Raw genomic sequence first — 16,236 nt, 5'->3', positions numbered from 1 at the left:
AGGGGGTCCTACTTGTAGATATCAGGAAGCAAAGTGGTCGAGATCGGCGGGAAATAGGCGATCAGCAGCACGACGATCAGCATTGTCAGAACAAAGGGCACGGCACGGGCTGCGATTTTCAGGATCGACTCGCCGGTAATGCCGGAGACGACAAAGAGGTTCAGTCCCAGGGGCGGTGTGATGAAGCCAACGCCCAGCGCGGTGATCATCATGATGCAGAACTGGATCTCGTTCATGCCAATGTTGTCGGCCAGAGGTTTCAGGATTGGCGCCAGGATCACGATGTTGGGCGTCGTCTCCATAACGCAGCCCGCTGCGATCAGGATGCAGATCATCAACAGGATCAGCATGGCCGGATCATCGGTCAGCCCGGTTACGGCGGTCACAAAGCCCTGCGGCACACCCATGATTGCCAGCGCCTCGGCCAGCGGGGCTGAAAATGCGATGATCGGCAGGATCACCCCGTTCACTTTGGCAGAGCTGACAAGCATCGCCGGAAAATCCGACAGCTTCAGGGTGCCCAGTATGAAACCCATCACGATGGTTACGACCACCGCCGTTGCGCCGGCTTCGGTCGGGGTAAGACGGCCCGAGAAGATGCCGTAGAAAATGATCCCCGGCACGATGAAGGCATACCAGCCGGATTTCAACGATTGACCCAGATTGCCCATCCACTCGCCCAACCCCATGTTGCCGCCGGTCTCATAGGTATAAAGGCGGTTCATGATGATGTTGGTGATCAGGATCGACACCAGGATCGCAAGACCCGGGATAAGCGCCGCCAGAAACAGTGTTGACGCTGAGATGCCCAGCACGAGGCCGATAATGATATACGCGATTGAAGGTGGGATAAGGATGCCGGTACAGGCGCCAGCCGCCACCAGGGCGCAGGCATAGGGTCGGGGGTAACCGCTTTCGACAAGCCGCGCGATTGTCATCCGCCCCACGGCAGCGGCACCCGCCGCGTCCGAGCCCGAGATCGCCGCAAACATCCCGCAGACCAGAACGGTCGCTGATCCGAAACCGCCGCGCGTCCAGCAGGTCAGCGCCTCGGCCACATCCAGAAATTTCTTACTGAGGCCGGTTCGCACAAGCACATCGCCGGTCAGGATGAACAGCGGCACAGCTGTCAGTGCAAATGCGTCGATACCGGTGAACAGGCTTTCACCGATGGCGCTCAGCGGCAGGTCGCCCGACATAATCAGCATGACAATCGCCGCGGTGCCAATGGCGGCCCAGACCGGCACCGCCAAAGCGATCAGGCCCACGAACAGGATCACCGGCAGGTAAAAATCCCATCCAAGCTCAACAGTCTGATTGAGGGAGTTCCAGAGCATTCGAGTTCTCCTCAGTCAAACAGCTTGTCGCCTTCGAAGACGGGCGTGCCGTCGCGAAGGGATTTCAGGTCGCGCAAAAGGGATTGGATCAGCCGCCATATCATCAGCGCAAATCCGGTCGGCACAGCCATTAGGAACCAGACCTTGGAGACCCGCAACCCGTCCGTGACCGAACCGAACTTGGCCGAGACATGAACCGCCTCATACGACCAGTAGAGCGCGATAACGGCCACCACGAACATCACCAAATCGCCGAAGATGTACAAAGCCGCCTTAGGGCGTGGCCCCAGGTAATGCATGATCACGTCGATGCGGATATGGGCGCGTTCCTTGACGGCCGCCGCCGCGCCGATCCAAGCTAGATATATGAAGGAATAGCGGACGATCTCTTCGCCCCAGATCGAGGAAAAGGCGAACACTTCCCGCCGCAACACCTCGATCGCCATGGTGATGACAAGCATCACGTAGAACACCAGTAGCAGCCAGCGCTCGGCGTCTCGGTCGATTTTTTGCAATATGGTCATTTCCGGCCCCGGTCCCTGGCAACATTAGACCTGCCGGTCCGCTTGGACCGCCGCCATCTGGTTGCACGTGGTAAAACGGGCGAGAGAGGTCAGCCCCCTCGCCCGTCGGATCTTATGCGTCGTGGACGTAGTACTTGCCCTGCGTTCCAGCCGCCTCGACCAGTTTTTCGAAATTGTCCATCGAGCCAGCAAGTTCGGTTTTGAACGGATCCCATTCCGAACGCTGATAGCCACCGGCATCCTTCCACTCGGCCAGTTGATCATCGGACAGCGAATGGAATTGCACGCCTGCCTTGTTCAGTTCCGCCATGGCATAGGCCCGCGCCGACGGTACTTTGGACAGGTTCTGGTGGCTGGTCATTTCCGACCCCCACATGATCCCCTCCTGCACATCGGATGGGAGTGAATTGAACCATTCCAGATTACAGGAATAGACCTGACTGTCCGGCACGGCCTGCGTGAAGGTGACGTTGCTGAGAATGTCCTTGAAGCCAAAGACATACAACGCACCGACCGACGGATCCAGCGCATCGGCCACACCCTGCTTGATCGCCGATGGCGTCTCGCCCCATGCGACAGGTGTCGGGTTGGCACCGACCATCCGATAGTATTGCTGGAGCATCTTCGAACCCGGCACGCGGAATTTCACACCGCTCATGTCCGACGGGGTAAGAATGGCGTTTCCGCCCTGACGCACGGCGACAACCCGTGGATCAATCACAACGTAGAAAAGCGCCTTGAACCCGGCGGCTTCGACCTTGGGATGCACTTCGTTCTTCCAAGTGTCGGAATGCACCAGATTGGTAAACCGCTGGTTCGAGCCGCACAGATACGGCATGTTGATCAGATCGACGGTCGAGGCAAAAGGCGCAAAGTTCGACAGCGAATGCTGTGCTGCCTGAATTGTGCCGCCCTGAACCTTCTGAACCAGCGCGCCGCCCGCACCCAACTGCCCGCCGGGGGCCAGCTTGACGTAGATCTTGCCATTGGTCGCGTTCTGGATATTTTCCTTCAGATCCAGCTGCATGATCGGATAACTGCGCGATGCGCCCAGTACGTAAGCCGTGGCGACGGTCATCACATGCTCGGCTGCATTCTCGCGTTCTTTCTCTTCTTTGGCGGTTTGCGCTGCGGCCTCCGAAGACCACAATACGCCGCCAGCTCCGGCCACCACCGCCGCTGTGAACGAGCCAGTTGAAGCCAGCTTCAGAAAATTCCGGCGCTCAGCAGATTTGAGGCCATCCTTGCCATTCGTCATTTTCTTCCTCCCATTGAATCCGTCAGCTGCCGTTGTTGTTTTCTTGGTCAGCCTCTCGCTTGAGAATGGCCGCCACGAACAGGATCGAGGCAGCAAACAGAACCAGCATCTCACCGACATCCCCCAGGAATCCGCCGCCTCCAAATGCGCCCAGCGCCACATTTGTGAAAAATACGGCAAAGACGACAGCAGCAGCCCAAAGGAACATCGCAAAACCCCGGATTGTTTTCTCAACTCTATTTGTAAGCGCTTACATCAATAATGCAAGCGCTTACATCAACAGATGGCAAGACCGGTTTTTTGTGGTAAGACGGTGCCAAAGCAACAGCAGGCTCCGCATGGGAAAAACCCGTACAGCTCCGACACTTAACGACGTTGCAAAGGCGGCCGGCGTTTCCACCGCCACTGTGTCGCGATGCCTGAATTCGCCGGAACGGGTAATCGAGCAAACCCGGCGTCGGGTCATGCAAGCGGTCGAATCGTTGGGCTATACGCCGAATTTTGCAGCCCGTGTTATGGCTGCGAATCGCAGCTTCACCATCGGTGCGATTATTCCCACAATGGACAACGCAATCTTCGCCCGCGGATTGCAGGAGTTTCAGGACCAGCTTCGTGAAAGCGGATATACCCTTCTGGTATCCAGTTCCGCTTACGACCCCGAGGTGGAGAGAGAGCAGATCCGCACGCTTGTCGCCCGCGGTGCGGACGGGTTGCTTCTTATCGGACATGAGCGTGACGCAGACATTTATGAGTATCTGGAGCGCCACCAGGTTCCATCACTTGTTGCCTGGTCCTATGACCCGGACGTCAAGCGGCCGTCCGTCGGTTTCAGCAACAAGGATGCTATGGGGGAACTGGCGCGAACCGTGATTGCGGCAGGACACCGGCGGATCGCCATGATTTCGGGCAAGACAAAAGGAAACGATCGGGCGCAAAACCGCGTCGAAGGTGTCAGGCAGGCTATGTCACAGAGCAGCCTCGACGCCGATGCCTTGACCTTGATCGAAACCACTTACGAAATTGACAAGGGCGCTGAAGCCTTTCGGCAACTGATGGCCCTCACCCCAAGGCCAACAGTGGTCATGTGCGGCAACGATGTTCTGGCCGCAGGTGCACTGTGCGAGGCCCGAAGACTTGGAATACAGGTGCCGGAACAAGTTTCGGTAACGGGTTTCGATGACATAGAATTGGCCGAGATCGTCAGCCCGGCCTTGACGACCGTACATGTTCCCCACCGGGAAATGGGTCGCAAGGCCGCGCGTGAATTGACTGCAATGGTTGAGGGCAAATCGGAAGGCCATTCAATCTGCATCAATACAAGGCTGGTCAGCCGACATTCGCTGGCAGAACCCGACTGCCACACATCGCAATAGACGCGTGGGGTTTGCATCCTCCGTTTTCGCCCCAGTGAAGTCAGACATTTGCGGATAGCCAACTGCCCGACCAAAGCGCACTGTACCCAAAGCACGGTCGGCAACCTTCCCAGCAACGTCAACTTGACCGGCAGTGATGGGCGCAGTCTGTCGCCGCAGTTCGATCTGGGTCTGCATTCAGAGAGCTTTGCCTGCGCCGGCTTTGACGCGTCACCCTAACACCCTAAAATAGATAAGAAATAATCGCTATCATCTTGGTGCCGCATTCTGGAAATCGTGGTCCACCGCCTTGCCATCTATACCGCCCGAACTCTGGCGAGTTTCTGGATGGTCGAGAGCAAAGCCTCATGCCGGACCAGTGCAAGGCCTTTAGGGATCAGTGCGGACGCTCGGTCAAAAAGGCCGGCTCGCCGCAATGCGGATGAAACAGACGTAGAGAGTGAAGCATTGAGTGGCGCCTTTGATGTCGTGCATCAATTGTGTGGATGCGCAGCTTTAGTCCAATCAAATGCCGAGTGCTTGCAGGTCAAACGGCAGAAGGAACTCCTCGTTCTTCGTATTTCGGATCAGGAGTTGGTCTTTCCGGGTCTCAATGGCGTTCACTCCGCTCCCATCACGCCAACGAAACGCACCGACGACATGACTAATCTCAACTTGGCCGTCTGGGTCCAGTTGAATGACTCCACGACCTTTGGGAAAACCGTTTTCATCAGCGCCCAGAACGGTCGACGCAGCCCCCTCCTCGACCCCAAGGCAGGCGAAGTGCCTGCCCGACCACGGAGCATAGTAACGACCTCCGTTGGAATGCCACAACATTGTCATCGGCAAAGCCTGTGCCGATTTGAGTGACAGGAAAACGTCACCCTCCACCGGGCGAATAACCGCAGTCCACCCCAGTTTCACTTCAGGGGGTTCCAGCCCAACGACAAAATCTTCGCTTTTCGAAGACCATGGATAGTGTGACAGGTCCAAGTCGTCTTCCATACCGGGGAAAGACGACAAAGTATCACTTTCAGCCGGGTATTTTAGCGCTGAATGGCCCAATGACGGATCAACTTCCAGCGGGGTCTGAGGTGTTCTCCAACACTGCTTTCGAGAGGTTTGAATGATCCCGCCATTTGGCAAAGATACGTTCGCGTGATTGGCTACCGGCACCAACCCGTCGCCACCAATGAACGTATGACGCTGATAGACAAATGGATGCCCCGGGCGCAGTGTGATCTCTTTCTGCAGCCTTGCCCCATAGACCGTTTTTTCGAGCTCGGCTCGTAAGTAGTTTTCGGTCTTTTTCTTCAATACCCAGCGTGAATTGGGCGGCCATCCATGCAGCGGCGACGCGCCCTCGGTTGCCCCGAAAGGCGCGCAAAAAAAGTCACCACCGAGTTTTTCCAGATGAGGCGCAATACCCTCGGGCATGGCTTCGCCCGTTCCGACCCAAGGTGCGCGATGCAGCGGCGAGATCTCGGTACCGCCGTCATTTACGCAAAAGCTCTCGATCAACCCCAACTGCAAATCGAAGGAAAGCCGGATACCAGTAGCGGACAGGTTGATCACAATTGATACCTCACCCAAACCATCATTCCACCAGAACCATCACACGACCATGTTCCACTTTGGTTTCGTGGGTGCGAAGGTCTTCACATGCAGGCGCTCGTAGAGCTTTGCCCGAGCGGTAGTCGAATAGCCCGTTGTGCTTGGGGCACTCGATCTCATAATCCATAACCAGGCCGTCCGATAAGTGCACCTGTTCGTGTGTACAGAGACCGTCAGTGCAGTAGAACTCATTATCCTGACTACGGAAAATTGCGTATGTACGGCCCTCGTGATCCCAACGAATGACGTCCTCTTCGTCAACATCGTCTACGGCGCAAGCGTCGAACCAAGGCATTACACTCCCTCCCGGTCGCCGCTTACAGTTTCCGTTTTTCGCTCGGGAACAGCCATGTGCAAATGCTCTCGATAAGGTCGCGCCGTCGTTGGAAGTGTTTTTCGAATTGCATAGTTCGGATCAATGTGTTGCTTCATGACGGAGCCCATCATTTCTTTGTAGCCATCCCAAATCGAGGTATTCGGCGGCGGCAGGTCATCCTTGATCAACTCATGAAGCGCTGGAAGTGAGTAATATGGCACCATCGGGAACATATGATGCTCGATGTGGTAATTCATGTTCCAGTAAACCCAACGGCTGATCGGGTTCATGTAGAGCGTTCGGGAATTCAACCGGTGATCAAGAACGTTCTCGGCCAATCCTCCATGCTGAAGCAGCCCCGTCATAACAAAATGCCAGCATCCGTAGACCCGGGGGCCGCCGATCAGGAGTATCGGGATCAGGGACTTCCAAGCTGCCCCAGGGACAAACAATACCAATGAAACCAATAAAACAGCGGCGTAGATTGCGACGTGAACCCGTGCCCAGAATACTGCTTTCGGCCACTGGCTTTCCGGAATGTAGTCCCGCTCTTCCTGCGACAGGTTCCCCATGGAATTTCGCATCAGAACTTTGAGCGAAGTCCAGGTCTCGACAATCCCTACAAATGCAAGCGTCTTAAGGATCAGGTTGATCGGATGCATCCACGTTATTTCGGGATCGCGGCCAACAATAAGTGTATCGGTGTGATGCCGCGCGTGGCTCCAGCGCCAATTGACCGGGTTTCGCATGATCTGGAAGGACGCGATGTGGTACACGACATCGTTCATCCACCGGGTTCGAAACGCTGTTCCGTGACCACATTCGTGCCAACGGCTGTCGCAGGCCGAACCGTATACGACCCCGTAAGCAAACCAGAAAGGCACGCAAAGCCAGCTACCCCAAAAGTAAAGCCCGCCAGCCGCAAACACAAAATGCAAGGCAATCCATATGGCAGTGTCACGAATGGCAGGCGCATTCCGACGCTTCATTAGAGACTTCAGCTTCTTTCGGGGAACCTCGCTATGATACCACTCGGCGGCCGACAGACCGGCCTCTATCGCCTGGCGCGTACTCGTACCGGTCAGGGAATAGTCCCGAACAGCGAAATCCGAGCCAGTGGATGCGGTCGACTTACTCATATCCCCTCTCTTCATCGCTCATGGCAGTTCGTACGCGGCTTCCTTGACCATAGCAAAGTCGCCTCGAATTTTGGTCCGTCAACTGGGCGGCGCTGTGCTCGCCCGCGTGACAAGTTCCACGGAAACTGCCGTTTTTGTCGGAAGGTTCCGGCTTGTATTCGCCAACTGGCCCAGCAACACCTCGGCTGCACGGCGTCCCAGTTGATGCCGGTCTTGTCGGATTGTTGTCAGTGCGGGAACGTAAGAACCTGACATTTCGATATCGTCAAAACCGACAACCGAAATGTCTTCGGGCACCTTCAGCCCGCCTGCGACCAGCCCAGAGATCAACCCAAAGGCAACCATGTCCGCCGCGCAGAATACAGCCGTTGGGCGGTCATCCATCGCGAGTATTCTTCTGGCGGCCTCATGTCCTGATTCCAGCGAGAAATCGCCCCTGATGATCCACTCGGGCCTCGCCGGAAGCCCCAGCCGCGTCCGTTCTTCGACCATGCCCTCACGCCGGGCCGTTGTCAGAACATTCCCGTCGGGGCCGGTCACATGCGCGATTTTCTTGTGGCCCAAATTATGCAGATGCCTGATCGCCAATCGCGCACCTTCGGCGTTATCACTGGAAATCACCGGAAAGGACGCGCCCTCGACCCATTCACACAAAAAGACAATTCGGTCACCCGCCCCGTACCTGATGCATTGCTGCAACGCGGCCGACGATATCCCGCCGTCCAACGAAATTGCACCGTCGATCCGGCCATCCCGAAAGTACCCGGCAAGAGTTTCATCCTGCAATGGATTGCTTTCGGTGTCAGCGATCAGAACCGCGTAGTCCGATCCGGCAAACCCCTCGCTAATACCTGCCAAGATGCCCGAGTAGAAAGGTTTGCCTAGATTGGGGACCAGGATCAGTACAGCGCCCGCCCTTTGCATGCGCAGGTTTCTGGCGGCCTGGTTGACGCGGTAACCTGTCTCATGAATGGCTTCCTGCACTGCCAAACGCGTTGTTTCCGACACCAGACCAGGATTGGACAAAACACGACTGACCGTGGCCGTAGACACCATCGCGGAACGGGCAACATCCTGTATCGTGGCAGGTTTGGGCTTCTTGTTCATGACCAGTCAGAAAATTTCCAGCTTGACTCGAATCTATTGTGATGCCGATTATGTAATCGATTACAACTTTTGAAAAGCAGGTTTTTTCGAAAATGTAATCGATTGCAGAGGAAACTCGCCGATTGAGGGAAGTGATGGCATCCGAATTCAAAAGCAGCAGAAGCCGGGCTCTTTGATGACTTCGAAGACCTCCTTCGACTTTACCGGGGCAAAGGTCCTGGTGATTGGCGCCAGCCGGGGCGGTATTGGCGCAGCTGTTGCCAGAGCATTTCAGGACGCGGGCGCCGAAGTGGAAATTACCGGCGTGGAACCGGATTGCATCGAAGAGGACGCAACCCGGTTTGGCTACAGTCAGTTGGATGTAACCAACACGGACGAAGTCTACAAATTCGCTGGAGCACGGAACCATATTGATGTGCTGATCAATTGTGCCGCGATCACACGGCGCGGCGAGGAGATGGAGCCCGACTTCTTCTCACACGTGCTGGACGTCAATCTGACCGGGTCGTTTCGCTGCGCCGAGGCGTTGCACCCTGCCCTTTCGGCCGCAAAAGGACGCGTCATCAATGTGGCCTCGATGTATGCGCGATTTGGTTCACCGCAAAACCCGGCTTACGGCGCCTCGAAAGCCGGTGTGGAACAACTGACAAAATCGCTGGCAATCGCCTGGGCCAAGGACGGTATTCGGGTGAATGCGATCGCACCGGGGTTCATCGTGACCGAACAATCGGCCCGGGCGAGGGAAGATGCAAATTTCACAACAGCGGTCGAAACCCGCACACCGTTGGCGCGCTGGGGTCAGCCGGAAGATATCGCAGGATCAGCCATGTTTCTTGCATCAGATGCCTCGGCTTTTGTGACGGGTACATGCCTGACCGTGGACGGAGGGTATTCGGTTGTTTGACTGGAGCACACGATGAGTGACTTCGCAAAAATTGGCGCGGCAGTGATCGGGACTGGATTCATTGGAACGGCGCACGTTCAGGCCCTTCGGCGTCTGGGCGTGGACGTAAGAGGCGTTCTTGGATCATCGCCAGAGCGCGGCCGGGATCGGGCCCAAGCGATGAGCGTGACGCACGCTTACGCATCTCTGGACGACCTGCTGGCGGATGAAAGCGTCGATGTGGTGCACGTAACGACCCCGAACCACGCACATTATCCGCAGGTGAAGTCGATTCTGGCGGCAGGCAAACACGTCATCTGTGAAAAGCCCCTTGCCATGACGTCCGCCGAAAGCGCTGAAATGGTGGACCTGGCCAATGCGTCAGGAAAGGTCGCGGCGGTTTGTTACAACATCCGGTTTTACCCGCTGAACCAGCAAGCTCATGGCATGGTTCAAACAGGCGATCTTGGTGATATTCGTTTCATAACAGGGCATTACCACCAGGACTGGCTGGCAAAATCAGATGACTGGAACTGGCGGCTGGAAAGCGAAATGGGCGGAGCGCTGCGTTCAGTCGGTGACATTGGAACGCACTGGGTTGATCTGACAAGTTTCGTCACCGGGTTGAAAGCTGCTTCCGTCTTTGCAGAGCTGACAACCTTCATTCCGGAACGCCAGAAACCTCTCGGCTCGGTCGAGACGTTTTCCAGCGGAACCGGCGAAACCGAAACTGTCCCTATCGATACCGACGACGCGGCGATGATCCTCATCCGTTATGAAAACGGCGCACGCGGTGTGATGAGCACGTCTCAGGTGAACATGGGCCGAAAGAATTCATTGCAATGGGATATCGCCGGGGCAAAGGCCAGCGCCGCCTGGGACAGTGAAACCCCTGACCATCTGTTCATTGGGCACCGCGACGCACCGAACCAGACTCTGATGCGCGACTTTACATTGATGAACGGCCCCGGGGTTGCCGCCGCCACATTGCCACCCGGACATGTCGAGGGCTTCGCGGATTCCTTCTTCAACTTTTTTCGGGCCGTCTATGCCGATGTCATCGCAGGCGGGCGTCAGCAAGGCAGCACATGGGCCACATTCGAGGACGGCCATTACGAGATGCGGTTCTGCGACGCTGTCGTGAAATCGGCAAAAGAAAGCCGCTGGGTGGATTTGAGCGAGATTTGAGGGCGATGACATGAAACTGGGCTTACTGACTGCACCATTCGAAGACTCTCAACTGGCCGATGTGGCGGCCTGGGCCGGTGCCAATGGGTTTTCAGCGATGGAGGTCGCCTGCTGGCCTGCATCAGGCGGCGAGCAACGGCGCTATGCGGGAACCAGCCACATCAACGTGGACGGCCTTTCTGCAGATCAGGGGAATGAGATTATCGCGGAACTTGGAGGTCATGGGGTCGAGATTTCCGCTCTGGGATACTACCCCAACCCACTCCATGCCGATGCGGATCATCGGGCAGAAGTTATCGGGCACCTCATGAACGTCATCACTGCTGCTGGGGTGATGGGCATCAACGTCGTCAACACATTCGTGGGCGGTGTCCGGACGCTGAACCTCGACGCGAACTGGGAACGCGCGACGGAAATTTTCGATCCGATCGTCAAGCACGCACAAAACTCTGGCGTGCGCCTGTGTTTTGAGAACTGCCCGATGATCTTCAGCTATGACGAATGGCCCGGGGGTCACAACATCGCCTATTCGCCCAAGATCTGGCGACGGATATTCGAGCAGTGGGGCGATGCGGTTGGCATGAATTTCGATCCTTCGCATCTGATTTGGCAATTCATCGATCAGACGCGCTTTATCAAGGAGTTCGGCCCTCACATGGCCCATGTCCACGCCAAGGATGTGATGGTTGATCAGGACGGGCTGTATGAGAACGGGGTGATGTCAACCGGCATGGGGTGGCAAGTCCCCCGGCTTTGCGGGCTGGGTGACGTGGACTGGTCTGGTTTCTTCTCCGGGCTTTACCGCGTCGGATACGACGGTCCCATCATCATCGAGCATGAAGACAGGCTGTTCGAAGGCACAGACGAAAAGGTCAAGCGGGGGTTCCTGCTGGCCCGGGATGTCCTGTCGCCATTCATCAAATGAAGCAACATCGAACGTGAAACGACTGAAAACTGGGAGGAAAACGAAATGAAAAACCTACTTTATGGCGTTGCTGCGATAGCAGTATCTGCTTCTCTTGCAACTGTGGCGATTGCGGACGGGCACAAGCAATACACTATCGGCGTGTCCAACACCGTTCAGGGAAACGGCTGGCGTGAACAGATGATCTGCGCCATGCGTGCGCAGGCTTTGGTTGAAGCCGATGTCACAAACCTGATCGTTGCGCATCGCAACACGGATTCTGCCGGGCAACTGGAAGACATCAACAATCTGATCGAAGCGGGTGTTGACGCGATTGTTCTGAACCCATCCAATCCTGACGCCTTGAACTCGGCGCTAGAAAAGGCGATGGCGCAAGATATCGTCGTTGTGGCCGTGGATGCCGGCGTTTCGGCTGACGGCGCGTACATTCTGTCGAACAATCAGGAAGAATACGCATACCTTGGTGCCAAGTGGCTTTTCGAGCAGCTGGGCGGGAAAGGTGACGTCGTTTACATGCGCGGTATCGCCGGGGTTTCGGCGGATACGGACCGCGACAACGGCTTCAAGCGCGCACTGGCTGAACATCCCGAGATCAACGTGGTGCACGAGGTGTTCACCGGATGGCAGCAGGACCAGGGCAAGCAACAGATTTTTGATTTCCTAGCCACCGGCATCCCGTTTGACGGTGTCTGGACCAGCGGCATCGACAATGTGATCGTCGACGCCTTTACGGAATCCGGCGCACCTTTGGTACCGATCGTCGGAGCGGACAATGCGGGCTTTGTTCAATATCTGACCGAGGTTGAGGGATTGAATGGCGCAGCGGTGACAAACCCCGGGTCGGTTGGCGGCGCGGGCATCGCTTTGGCCGTCGACATCCTGAACGGTGAGGCCCCTGACAGTAACACTGTCCTTGTCGACCCCGTGCTTTGGGAAAACGCGACAGATGCTGGCCGCGAAACGATCAAGGCCGCTCAGAATCCCAATCTGGATCCTGAATGGCCCGTTTCCGTGACGGTTCCTGGATGGACTGACTACACGATGGAACAGATCATCGACTGCAAGGGACCCGGCGAAGGCTGATCCCAACAGACTGGCCTTCCGCCCCCGGCGGGGCGGAGGGCACACACAGTGCATCTCCAGCATTCAAGGAATTCCATGAGCCGCACAGCACTACTAGACGCGTCTGACGTGGCCAAAAGTTTTGGCGCCGTACATGCCCTGACCAAAGCCCAGCTTACGGTCGCCGAAGGCGAGATTGTTGCCTTGATGGGGGCAAATGGTGCCGGGAAGTCCACATTTGTCAAAATCATAACGGGCGCCCTGAAACCTGATGCTGGCCAGGTGCTGATCCGGGGGAAACCGGCGCATGTCGGAAACCCGGCCGAGGCGCGCCGTTCCGGTCTGGTGCCCGTTTACCAGGAACCGTCGCTTATTCCTGATCTCGACGTGTCCGACAATCTCAGGCTGACCGACACACCGGTCGATCAGTTCCGTGACTGGGTTTCAGAACTTGGGATCAAAGACCTGAAGTTGTCAGCGATGATCGGCGACCTGCCGCTCGCCACGCTTCGCATTCTCGATCTGGCCCGCGCGTTGGCAGTTGAACCTGACGTTCTCCTGCTGGACGAAATGACCGCTGCACTGCCCACAGATTTGGTTGAACGTGTTTTGAAAACCGTACGACGCAAGGCAAATGACGGGATGGGGGTGATCTATGTTTCCCACCGCTTCACCGAGATTTCGGAACTGTGCGATCGGGCGACGGTGTTGCGGGATGGCATGTCCGTCGGGGATCTGGACATTGAACCCGGTGTCGAAGAACGCGTTGTCGAGTTGATGCTGGGTCAAAAGATAGACATCGGACAGCGCCAGATACTTCAAGCAAACGGACCACAAACACAGACACCCCGATTGCACGTTCAGTCGCTTGCGTTCGAGCCCAGTTTCTCGGACGTCTCGTTCGACTTGCACCCCGGCGAAGTACTGGGGGTAGTCGCGCTTGAAGGTCAGGGACAGGATGAGCTTTTCGAGGTACTCGCGGGTTTTGACCGACCAACGTCAGGGTCAATGGAAGTGGACGGAAAGCCTGTTCATTTCGCCCACCCCGCCGACGCCATTGCGGCCGGGCTGACCTTCGTGCCGGGCGACCGTTCTGATGCTTTGATGGCGCAAAGGTCCGTCAGGGAAAACATTGCCCTACCATTCTCGGCACGTCTTAGAAACTGGGGGCCGATAAAACTCCGCCACGAGCGGGACCGGGTCGCTTATGCGGTCGAAAAGCTGCAGATCGACACACGCGCGCAGGGCGAAGTGCAACGACTTTCAGGTGGCAACCAGCAGAAAGTCACCATTGGTCGCTGGCTGGCGACCGGTGTCGAAACCTTGCTTTTGTTCGACCCGACCCGTGGCATTGATGTCCGCACGAAACGCCAGATTTACCCACTGGTTCGCGAGTTGGCTGATCAGGGCGCGGCGGTTCTGTTCTACACATCCGAGTTGGAAGAAATCCCGCTGGCCTGCGATCGTGCGGTCGTAATCTTCAACGGGCGGGTGGTTGACGTGATAGACGCTGCCAACGCCGATGAACAAACACTGATGCGCGCGGCTTATGGCCTGACCGAAGCGGAGGGCGCAGCGTGAGCGGGACCATCCGAAAACACTCCTGGGTAATGGGGCTTGTTTTACTTCTTGTGGTTCTTCTGACCATCACAAAGGTGATACAACCCACTTTCGGCGCGTCCGGGCTTGAGAGTATCGCCCGTGCCGCCCTGCCCTTTGCTTTTGCAACCGCCGGTATGGCCATCGTCGTGATCGTCGGCGGCATCGATTTGTCCGTTGCGTCGATGATGGCGGTATGCGCCGTGACGGCTGCCGTTTTGATGGAACGCATGGCCGGTGTGCCCGCCCTCCTCCTAGTTCTGGGTGTCGGGCTTTTGATGGGGCTGATCAACGGGCTACTGATTGTCGTGACGCGTGTACCCGACATCGTCGTTACACTCGCCATGCTTTTTGTTTGGGAAGGCGCTGCGTTGCTGATCCTTGAAACACCCGGTGGCGCGACGGCGGACTGGCTGGAACAATCGATCCGAGGGCATTTTCTGTTCGACGGGCTGCCAAAGGCGCTTGTCGTCATCGCTGTCGGCATCGCGGTGGTCTGGCTGCCGATCCGGCGCTCCAAACTTGGCCTTTCGATCTATGCAACCGGGTCGGACGAACTGGCTGCCTTCCGTTCAGGCGTTGCGGTCGGAAGAACGAAAGTTATCGCCTACGCCCTATGCGGTCTGTTTTGCGCCATGGGCGGATTAAGCCTGGCCGCCCTGACCGGGATAGGAGAGCCGGTGCCTGGTCCGTATCTTATGGCCTCTGTCGCAGCGGTGGTTCTTGGCGGTGTCGTTCTGGGTGGTGGCAAAGGCGGCCTTCTTGGCCCGATCATCGCCGTTTTCATTCTGCGGATCATCCGAACGATCCTGACTTTGCTGGCCGTCGATCCAAACGTGACAACCATTATCGAAGGAACAATCATGGTCCTCGTTGTCATGCTGGGCACTGCGGCGTCACTAAGGGGGGCCCGCCGATGAGCATGGACACCACTGACCTGCCAATGGTCCGCTTTGGGCGGTATCTTCGTGACAACCCGATCATCCCCCTATTGGTCTTCCTGTTCCTGATGATCGCTGTGCTCGAGGTCTTGCGGCCGGGTATCGTCACCCCGTTCCGGGCCGGTCGGGACGGGCTGATTTCAACCTTTTGGGTCGGCAACCTGATCAAGTTCGCAATTCCGCTGGCGATGCTTGCCGCTTGTCAGGTACTGACGATGCTGACCGCAGGAATTGACCTGTCGGTCGGAGTGGTCGCTACTGTGTCAGCCTTCGTCTGCGCGACACTCAGCGCAATATGGGGCGTTACACCCGCAGTCCTGATTGCGTTGTCCGCAGGCCTTGTTGTTGGCGTTGTGAATGGCATCGGGGTTGGGCTGGTGCGTGTCCATCCTTTGATCATGACGCTTGGAACTGGATTGATCGCCACCGGATGCCTGCAGGTCTACCAACGCCTCGTCATCAATGCGGGCACCGAGATTCCCGCTTTCCTTTCATGGCTCGGGACCGGTCGAACCGCAGGAATGCCTAATGGACTGTTCGTGTTCGTCCCGTTCGCGCTCTTTATCCTGTGGCTGATGCGCTATACCGGGTTTGGCCGGTTGCTGTTTGCACTTGGTTCCAACGAACAGGCCGCCAAACTCTCCGGTGTACGGGCCTGGCAGGTCTATCTGGCGCTCTACGTGCTATCCAGCTTTATCGCCGCACTGGCTGGTTTGCTCTATCTCGGCATGATCCGTCAAACCTCACTGAGCCTTGCAAATCCGTTGTTGTTGCCATCGGTCGCCGCGGCGGTGATTGGCGGCACATCGATCTTTGGGGGGCGTGGCAGCTTTGCAGGTGCGATTGTGGGCGCACTTATTCTGCGTGTGCTGGATACCATGCTAACCTTGATGCAGATGCCGGAAGGCGCACGCACGGCCCTTTTTGGGCTGATCATCCTCGCGGTTACTGCGCTCTACGTCAGGATCACCGGCACACGCTAAAGGAGGTT

At 56.9% G+C, this 16,236-nt stretch carries 16 protein-coding genes; 8 read left to right on the top strand and 8 right to left on the bottom strand.

Annotated features, from left to right (window positions below):
• Positions 1-8: 8 nt before the first annotated feature.
• The 4 genes from AC2FIR_RS19435 to AC2FIR_RS19420 form a co-directional block, all read right to left on the bottom strand.
• Entirely contained in the window at positions 9-1,337 is a 1,329-nt protein-coding gene (locus tag AC2FIR_RS19435) for a TRAP transporter large permease (RefSeq protein WP_170680424.1), read from the bottom strand.
• An 11-nt stretch (positions 1,338-1,348) separates the two neighbouring features.
• Positions 1,349-1,861: a TRAP transporter small permease gene (locus tag AC2FIR_RS19430; RefSeq protein WP_170614591.1), complete on the bottom strand. Its 513-nt coding sequence runs from the start codon at positions 1,859-1,861 to the stop codon at positions 1,349-1,351.
• 112 nt (positions 1,862-1,973) lie between these two features.
• Positions 1,974-3,119, bottom strand: coding sequence for a TRAP transporter substrate-binding protein (locus AC2FIR_RS19425; RefSeq protein ID WP_170614590.1), 1,146 nt, complete (start codon positions 3,117-3,119; stop codon positions 1,974-1,976).
• Between the two features lie 22 nt (positions 3,120-3,141).
• On the bottom strand, positions 3,142-3,327 hold the full coding sequence (locus tag AC2FIR_RS19420) for a hypothetical protein (protein ID WP_170614589.1): 186 nt from the start codon (positions 3,325-3,327) through the stop codon (positions 3,142-3,144).
• A gap of 130 nt (positions 3,328-3,457) precedes the next feature.
• On the opposite strand from AC2FIR_RS19420, the gene AC2FIR_RS19415 reads away from it, so the two are divergent.
• A complete protein-coding gene (locus AC2FIR_RS19415) occupies positions 3,458-4,492 on the top strand; it encodes a LacI family DNA-binding transcriptional regulator (protein ID WP_496744382.1) in 1,035 nt (344 codons plus the stop codon).
• Positions 4,493-4,996: 504 nt separating this feature from the next.
• On the opposite strand, the gene AC2FIR_RS19410 is transcribed toward AC2FIR_RS19415, so the two are convergent.
• From AC2FIR_RS19410 to AC2FIR_RS19395, 4 genes are all read right to left on the bottom strand, one after another.
• Entirely contained in the window at positions 4,997-6,064 is a 1,068-nt protein-coding gene (locus AC2FIR_RS19410; protein WP_496744381.1) for a hypothetical protein, read from the bottom strand.
• A gap of 4 nt (positions 6,065-6,068) precedes the next feature.
• Positions 6,069-6,380, bottom strand: a complete 312-nt coding sequence (locus AC2FIR_RS19405; RefSeq protein ID WP_496744379.1) for a MocE family 2Fe-2S type ferredoxin — start codon at positions 6,378-6,380, stop codon at positions 6,069-6,071.
• Positions 6,380-7,540 carry a fatty acid desaturase family protein gene (locus tag AC2FIR_RS19400; RefSeq protein WP_496744377.1) on the bottom strand — a complete coding sequence of 387 codons (1,161 nt, stop codon included), beginning with the start codon at positions 7,538-7,540 and terminating at the stop codon, positions 6,380-6,382. The genes AC2FIR_RS19405 and AC2FIR_RS19400 overlap by 1 nt, the downstream gene beginning before the upstream one ends.
• A gap of 78 nt (positions 7,541-7,618) precedes the next feature.
• Entirely contained in the window at positions 7,619-8,647 is a 1,029-nt protein-coding gene (locus AC2FIR_RS19395) for a LacI family DNA-binding transcriptional regulator (RefSeq protein WP_496744376.1), read from the bottom strand.
• Between the two features lie 175 nt (positions 8,648-8,822).
• Between AC2FIR_RS19395 and AC2FIR_RS19390 the strand changes: the two genes are divergently transcribed.
• From AC2FIR_RS19390 to AC2FIR_RS19360, 7 genes are all read left to right on the top strand, one after another.
• Positions 8,823-9,551 carry an SDR family NAD(P)-dependent oxidoreductase gene (locus AC2FIR_RS19390; RefSeq protein ID WP_170614583.1) on the top strand — a complete coding sequence of 243 codons (729 nt, stop codon included), beginning with the start codon at positions 8,823-8,825 and terminating at the stop codon, positions 9,549-9,551.
• Between the two features lie 12 nt (positions 9,552-9,563).
• Positions 9,564-10,718, top strand: a complete 1,155-nt coding sequence (locus AC2FIR_RS19385) for a Gfo/Idh/MocA family protein (RefSeq protein ID WP_170614582.1) — start codon at positions 9,564-9,566, stop codon at positions 10,716-10,718.
• Between the two features lie 10 nt (positions 10,719-10,728).
• The gene (locus AC2FIR_RS19380; protein ID WP_170614581.1) at positions 10,729-11,643 is read left to right on the top strand and encodes a sugar phosphate isomerase/epimerase family protein; all 915 of its coding nucleotides are present in this window, start codon (positions 10,729-10,731) and stop codon (positions 11,641-11,643) included.
• Positions 11,644-11,688: 45 nt separating this feature from the next.
• Positions 11,689-12,726: an ABC transporter substrate-binding protein gene (locus AC2FIR_RS19375; RefSeq protein ID WP_170614580.1), complete on the top strand. Its 1,038-nt coding sequence runs from the start codon at positions 11,689-11,691 to the stop codon at positions 12,724-12,726.
• Positions 12,727-12,801: 75 nt separating this feature from the next.
• Positions 12,802-14,286: a sugar ABC transporter ATP-binding protein gene (locus AC2FIR_RS19370; RefSeq protein WP_170614579.1), complete on the top strand. Its 1,485-nt coding sequence runs from the start codon at positions 12,802-12,804 to the stop codon at positions 14,284-14,286.
• Entirely contained in the window at positions 14,283-15,224 is a 942-nt protein-coding gene (locus AC2FIR_RS19365) for an ABC transporter permease (protein WP_480812089.1), read from the top strand. Before AC2FIR_RS19370 ends, AC2FIR_RS19365 begins: the two co-directional genes overlap by 4 nt.
• Positions 15,221-16,228, top strand: a complete 1,008-nt coding sequence (locus AC2FIR_RS19360) for an ABC transporter permease (RefSeq protein WP_480714184.1) — start codon at positions 15,221-15,223, stop codon at positions 16,226-16,228. Before AC2FIR_RS19365 ends, AC2FIR_RS19360 begins: the two co-directional genes overlap by 4 nt.
• Positions 16,229-16,236: the final 8 nt, after the last annotated feature.

It is taken from the genome of Ruegeria sp. CDSB136 (assembly GCF_059610965.1).
Note: the sequence above shows the minus strand (reverse complement) of the source record. Positions and strands in the feature narration are given on the sequence as shown.

Excerpts from the sequence above, each read along its gene's own strand:
- AC2FIR_RS19435 (WP_170680424.1), bottom strand. The coding sequence starts at position 1,337 with ATGCTCTGGAACTCCCTCAATCAGACTGTTGAGCTTGGATGGGATTTT.
- AC2FIR_RS19430 (WP_170614591.1), bottom strand. The coding sequence starts at position 1,861 with ATGACCATATTGCAAAAAATCGACCGAGACGCCGAGCGCTGGCTGCTA.
- AC2FIR_RS19425 (WP_170614590.1), bottom strand. The coding sequence starts at position 3,119 with ATGACGAATGGCAAGGATGGCCTCAAATCTGCTGAGCGCCGGAATTTT.
- AC2FIR_RS19420 (WP_170614589.1), bottom strand. The coding sequence starts at position 3,327 with ATGTTCCTTTGGGCTGCTGCTGTCGTCTTTGCCGTATTTTTCACAAAT.
- AC2FIR_RS19415 (WP_496744382.1), top strand. The coding sequence starts at position 3,458 with ATGGGAAAAACCCGTACAGCTCCGACACTTAACGACGTTGCAAAGGCG.
- AC2FIR_RS19405 (WP_496744379.1), bottom strand. The coding sequence starts at position 6,380 with ATGCCTTGGTTCGACGCTTGCGCCGTAGACGATGTTGACGAAGAGGAC.
- AC2FIR_RS19400 (WP_496744377.1), bottom strand. The coding sequence starts at position 7,540 with ATGAGTAAGTCGACCGCATCCACTGGCTCGGATTTCGCTGTTCGGGAC.
- AC2FIR_RS19395 (WP_496744376.1), bottom strand. The coding sequence starts at position 8,647 with ATGAACAAGAAGCCCAAACCTGCCACGATACAGGATGTTGCCCGTTCC.
- AC2FIR_RS19390 (WP_170614583.1), top strand. The coding sequence starts at position 8,823 with ATGACTTCGAAGACCTCCTTCGACTTTACCGGGGCAAAGGTCCTGGTG.
- AC2FIR_RS19385 (WP_170614582.1), top strand. The coding sequence starts at position 9,564 with ATGAGTGACTTCGCAAAAATTGGCGCGGCAGTGATCGGGACTGGATTC.
- AC2FIR_RS19380 (WP_170614581.1), top strand. The coding sequence starts at position 10,729 with ATGAAACTGGGCTTACTGACTGCACCATTCGAAGACTCTCAACTGGCC.
- AC2FIR_RS19375 (WP_170614580.1), top strand. The coding sequence starts at position 11,689 with ATGAAAAACCTACTTTATGGCGTTGCTGCGATAGCAGTATCTGCTTCT.
- AC2FIR_RS19370 (WP_170614579.1), top strand. The coding sequence starts at position 12,802 with ATGAGCCGCACAGCACTACTAGACGCGTCTGACGTGGCCAAAAGTTTT.
- AC2FIR_RS19360 (WP_480714184.1), top strand. The coding sequence starts at position 15,221 with ATGAGCATGGACACCACTGACCTGCCAATGGTCCGCTTTGGGCGGTAT.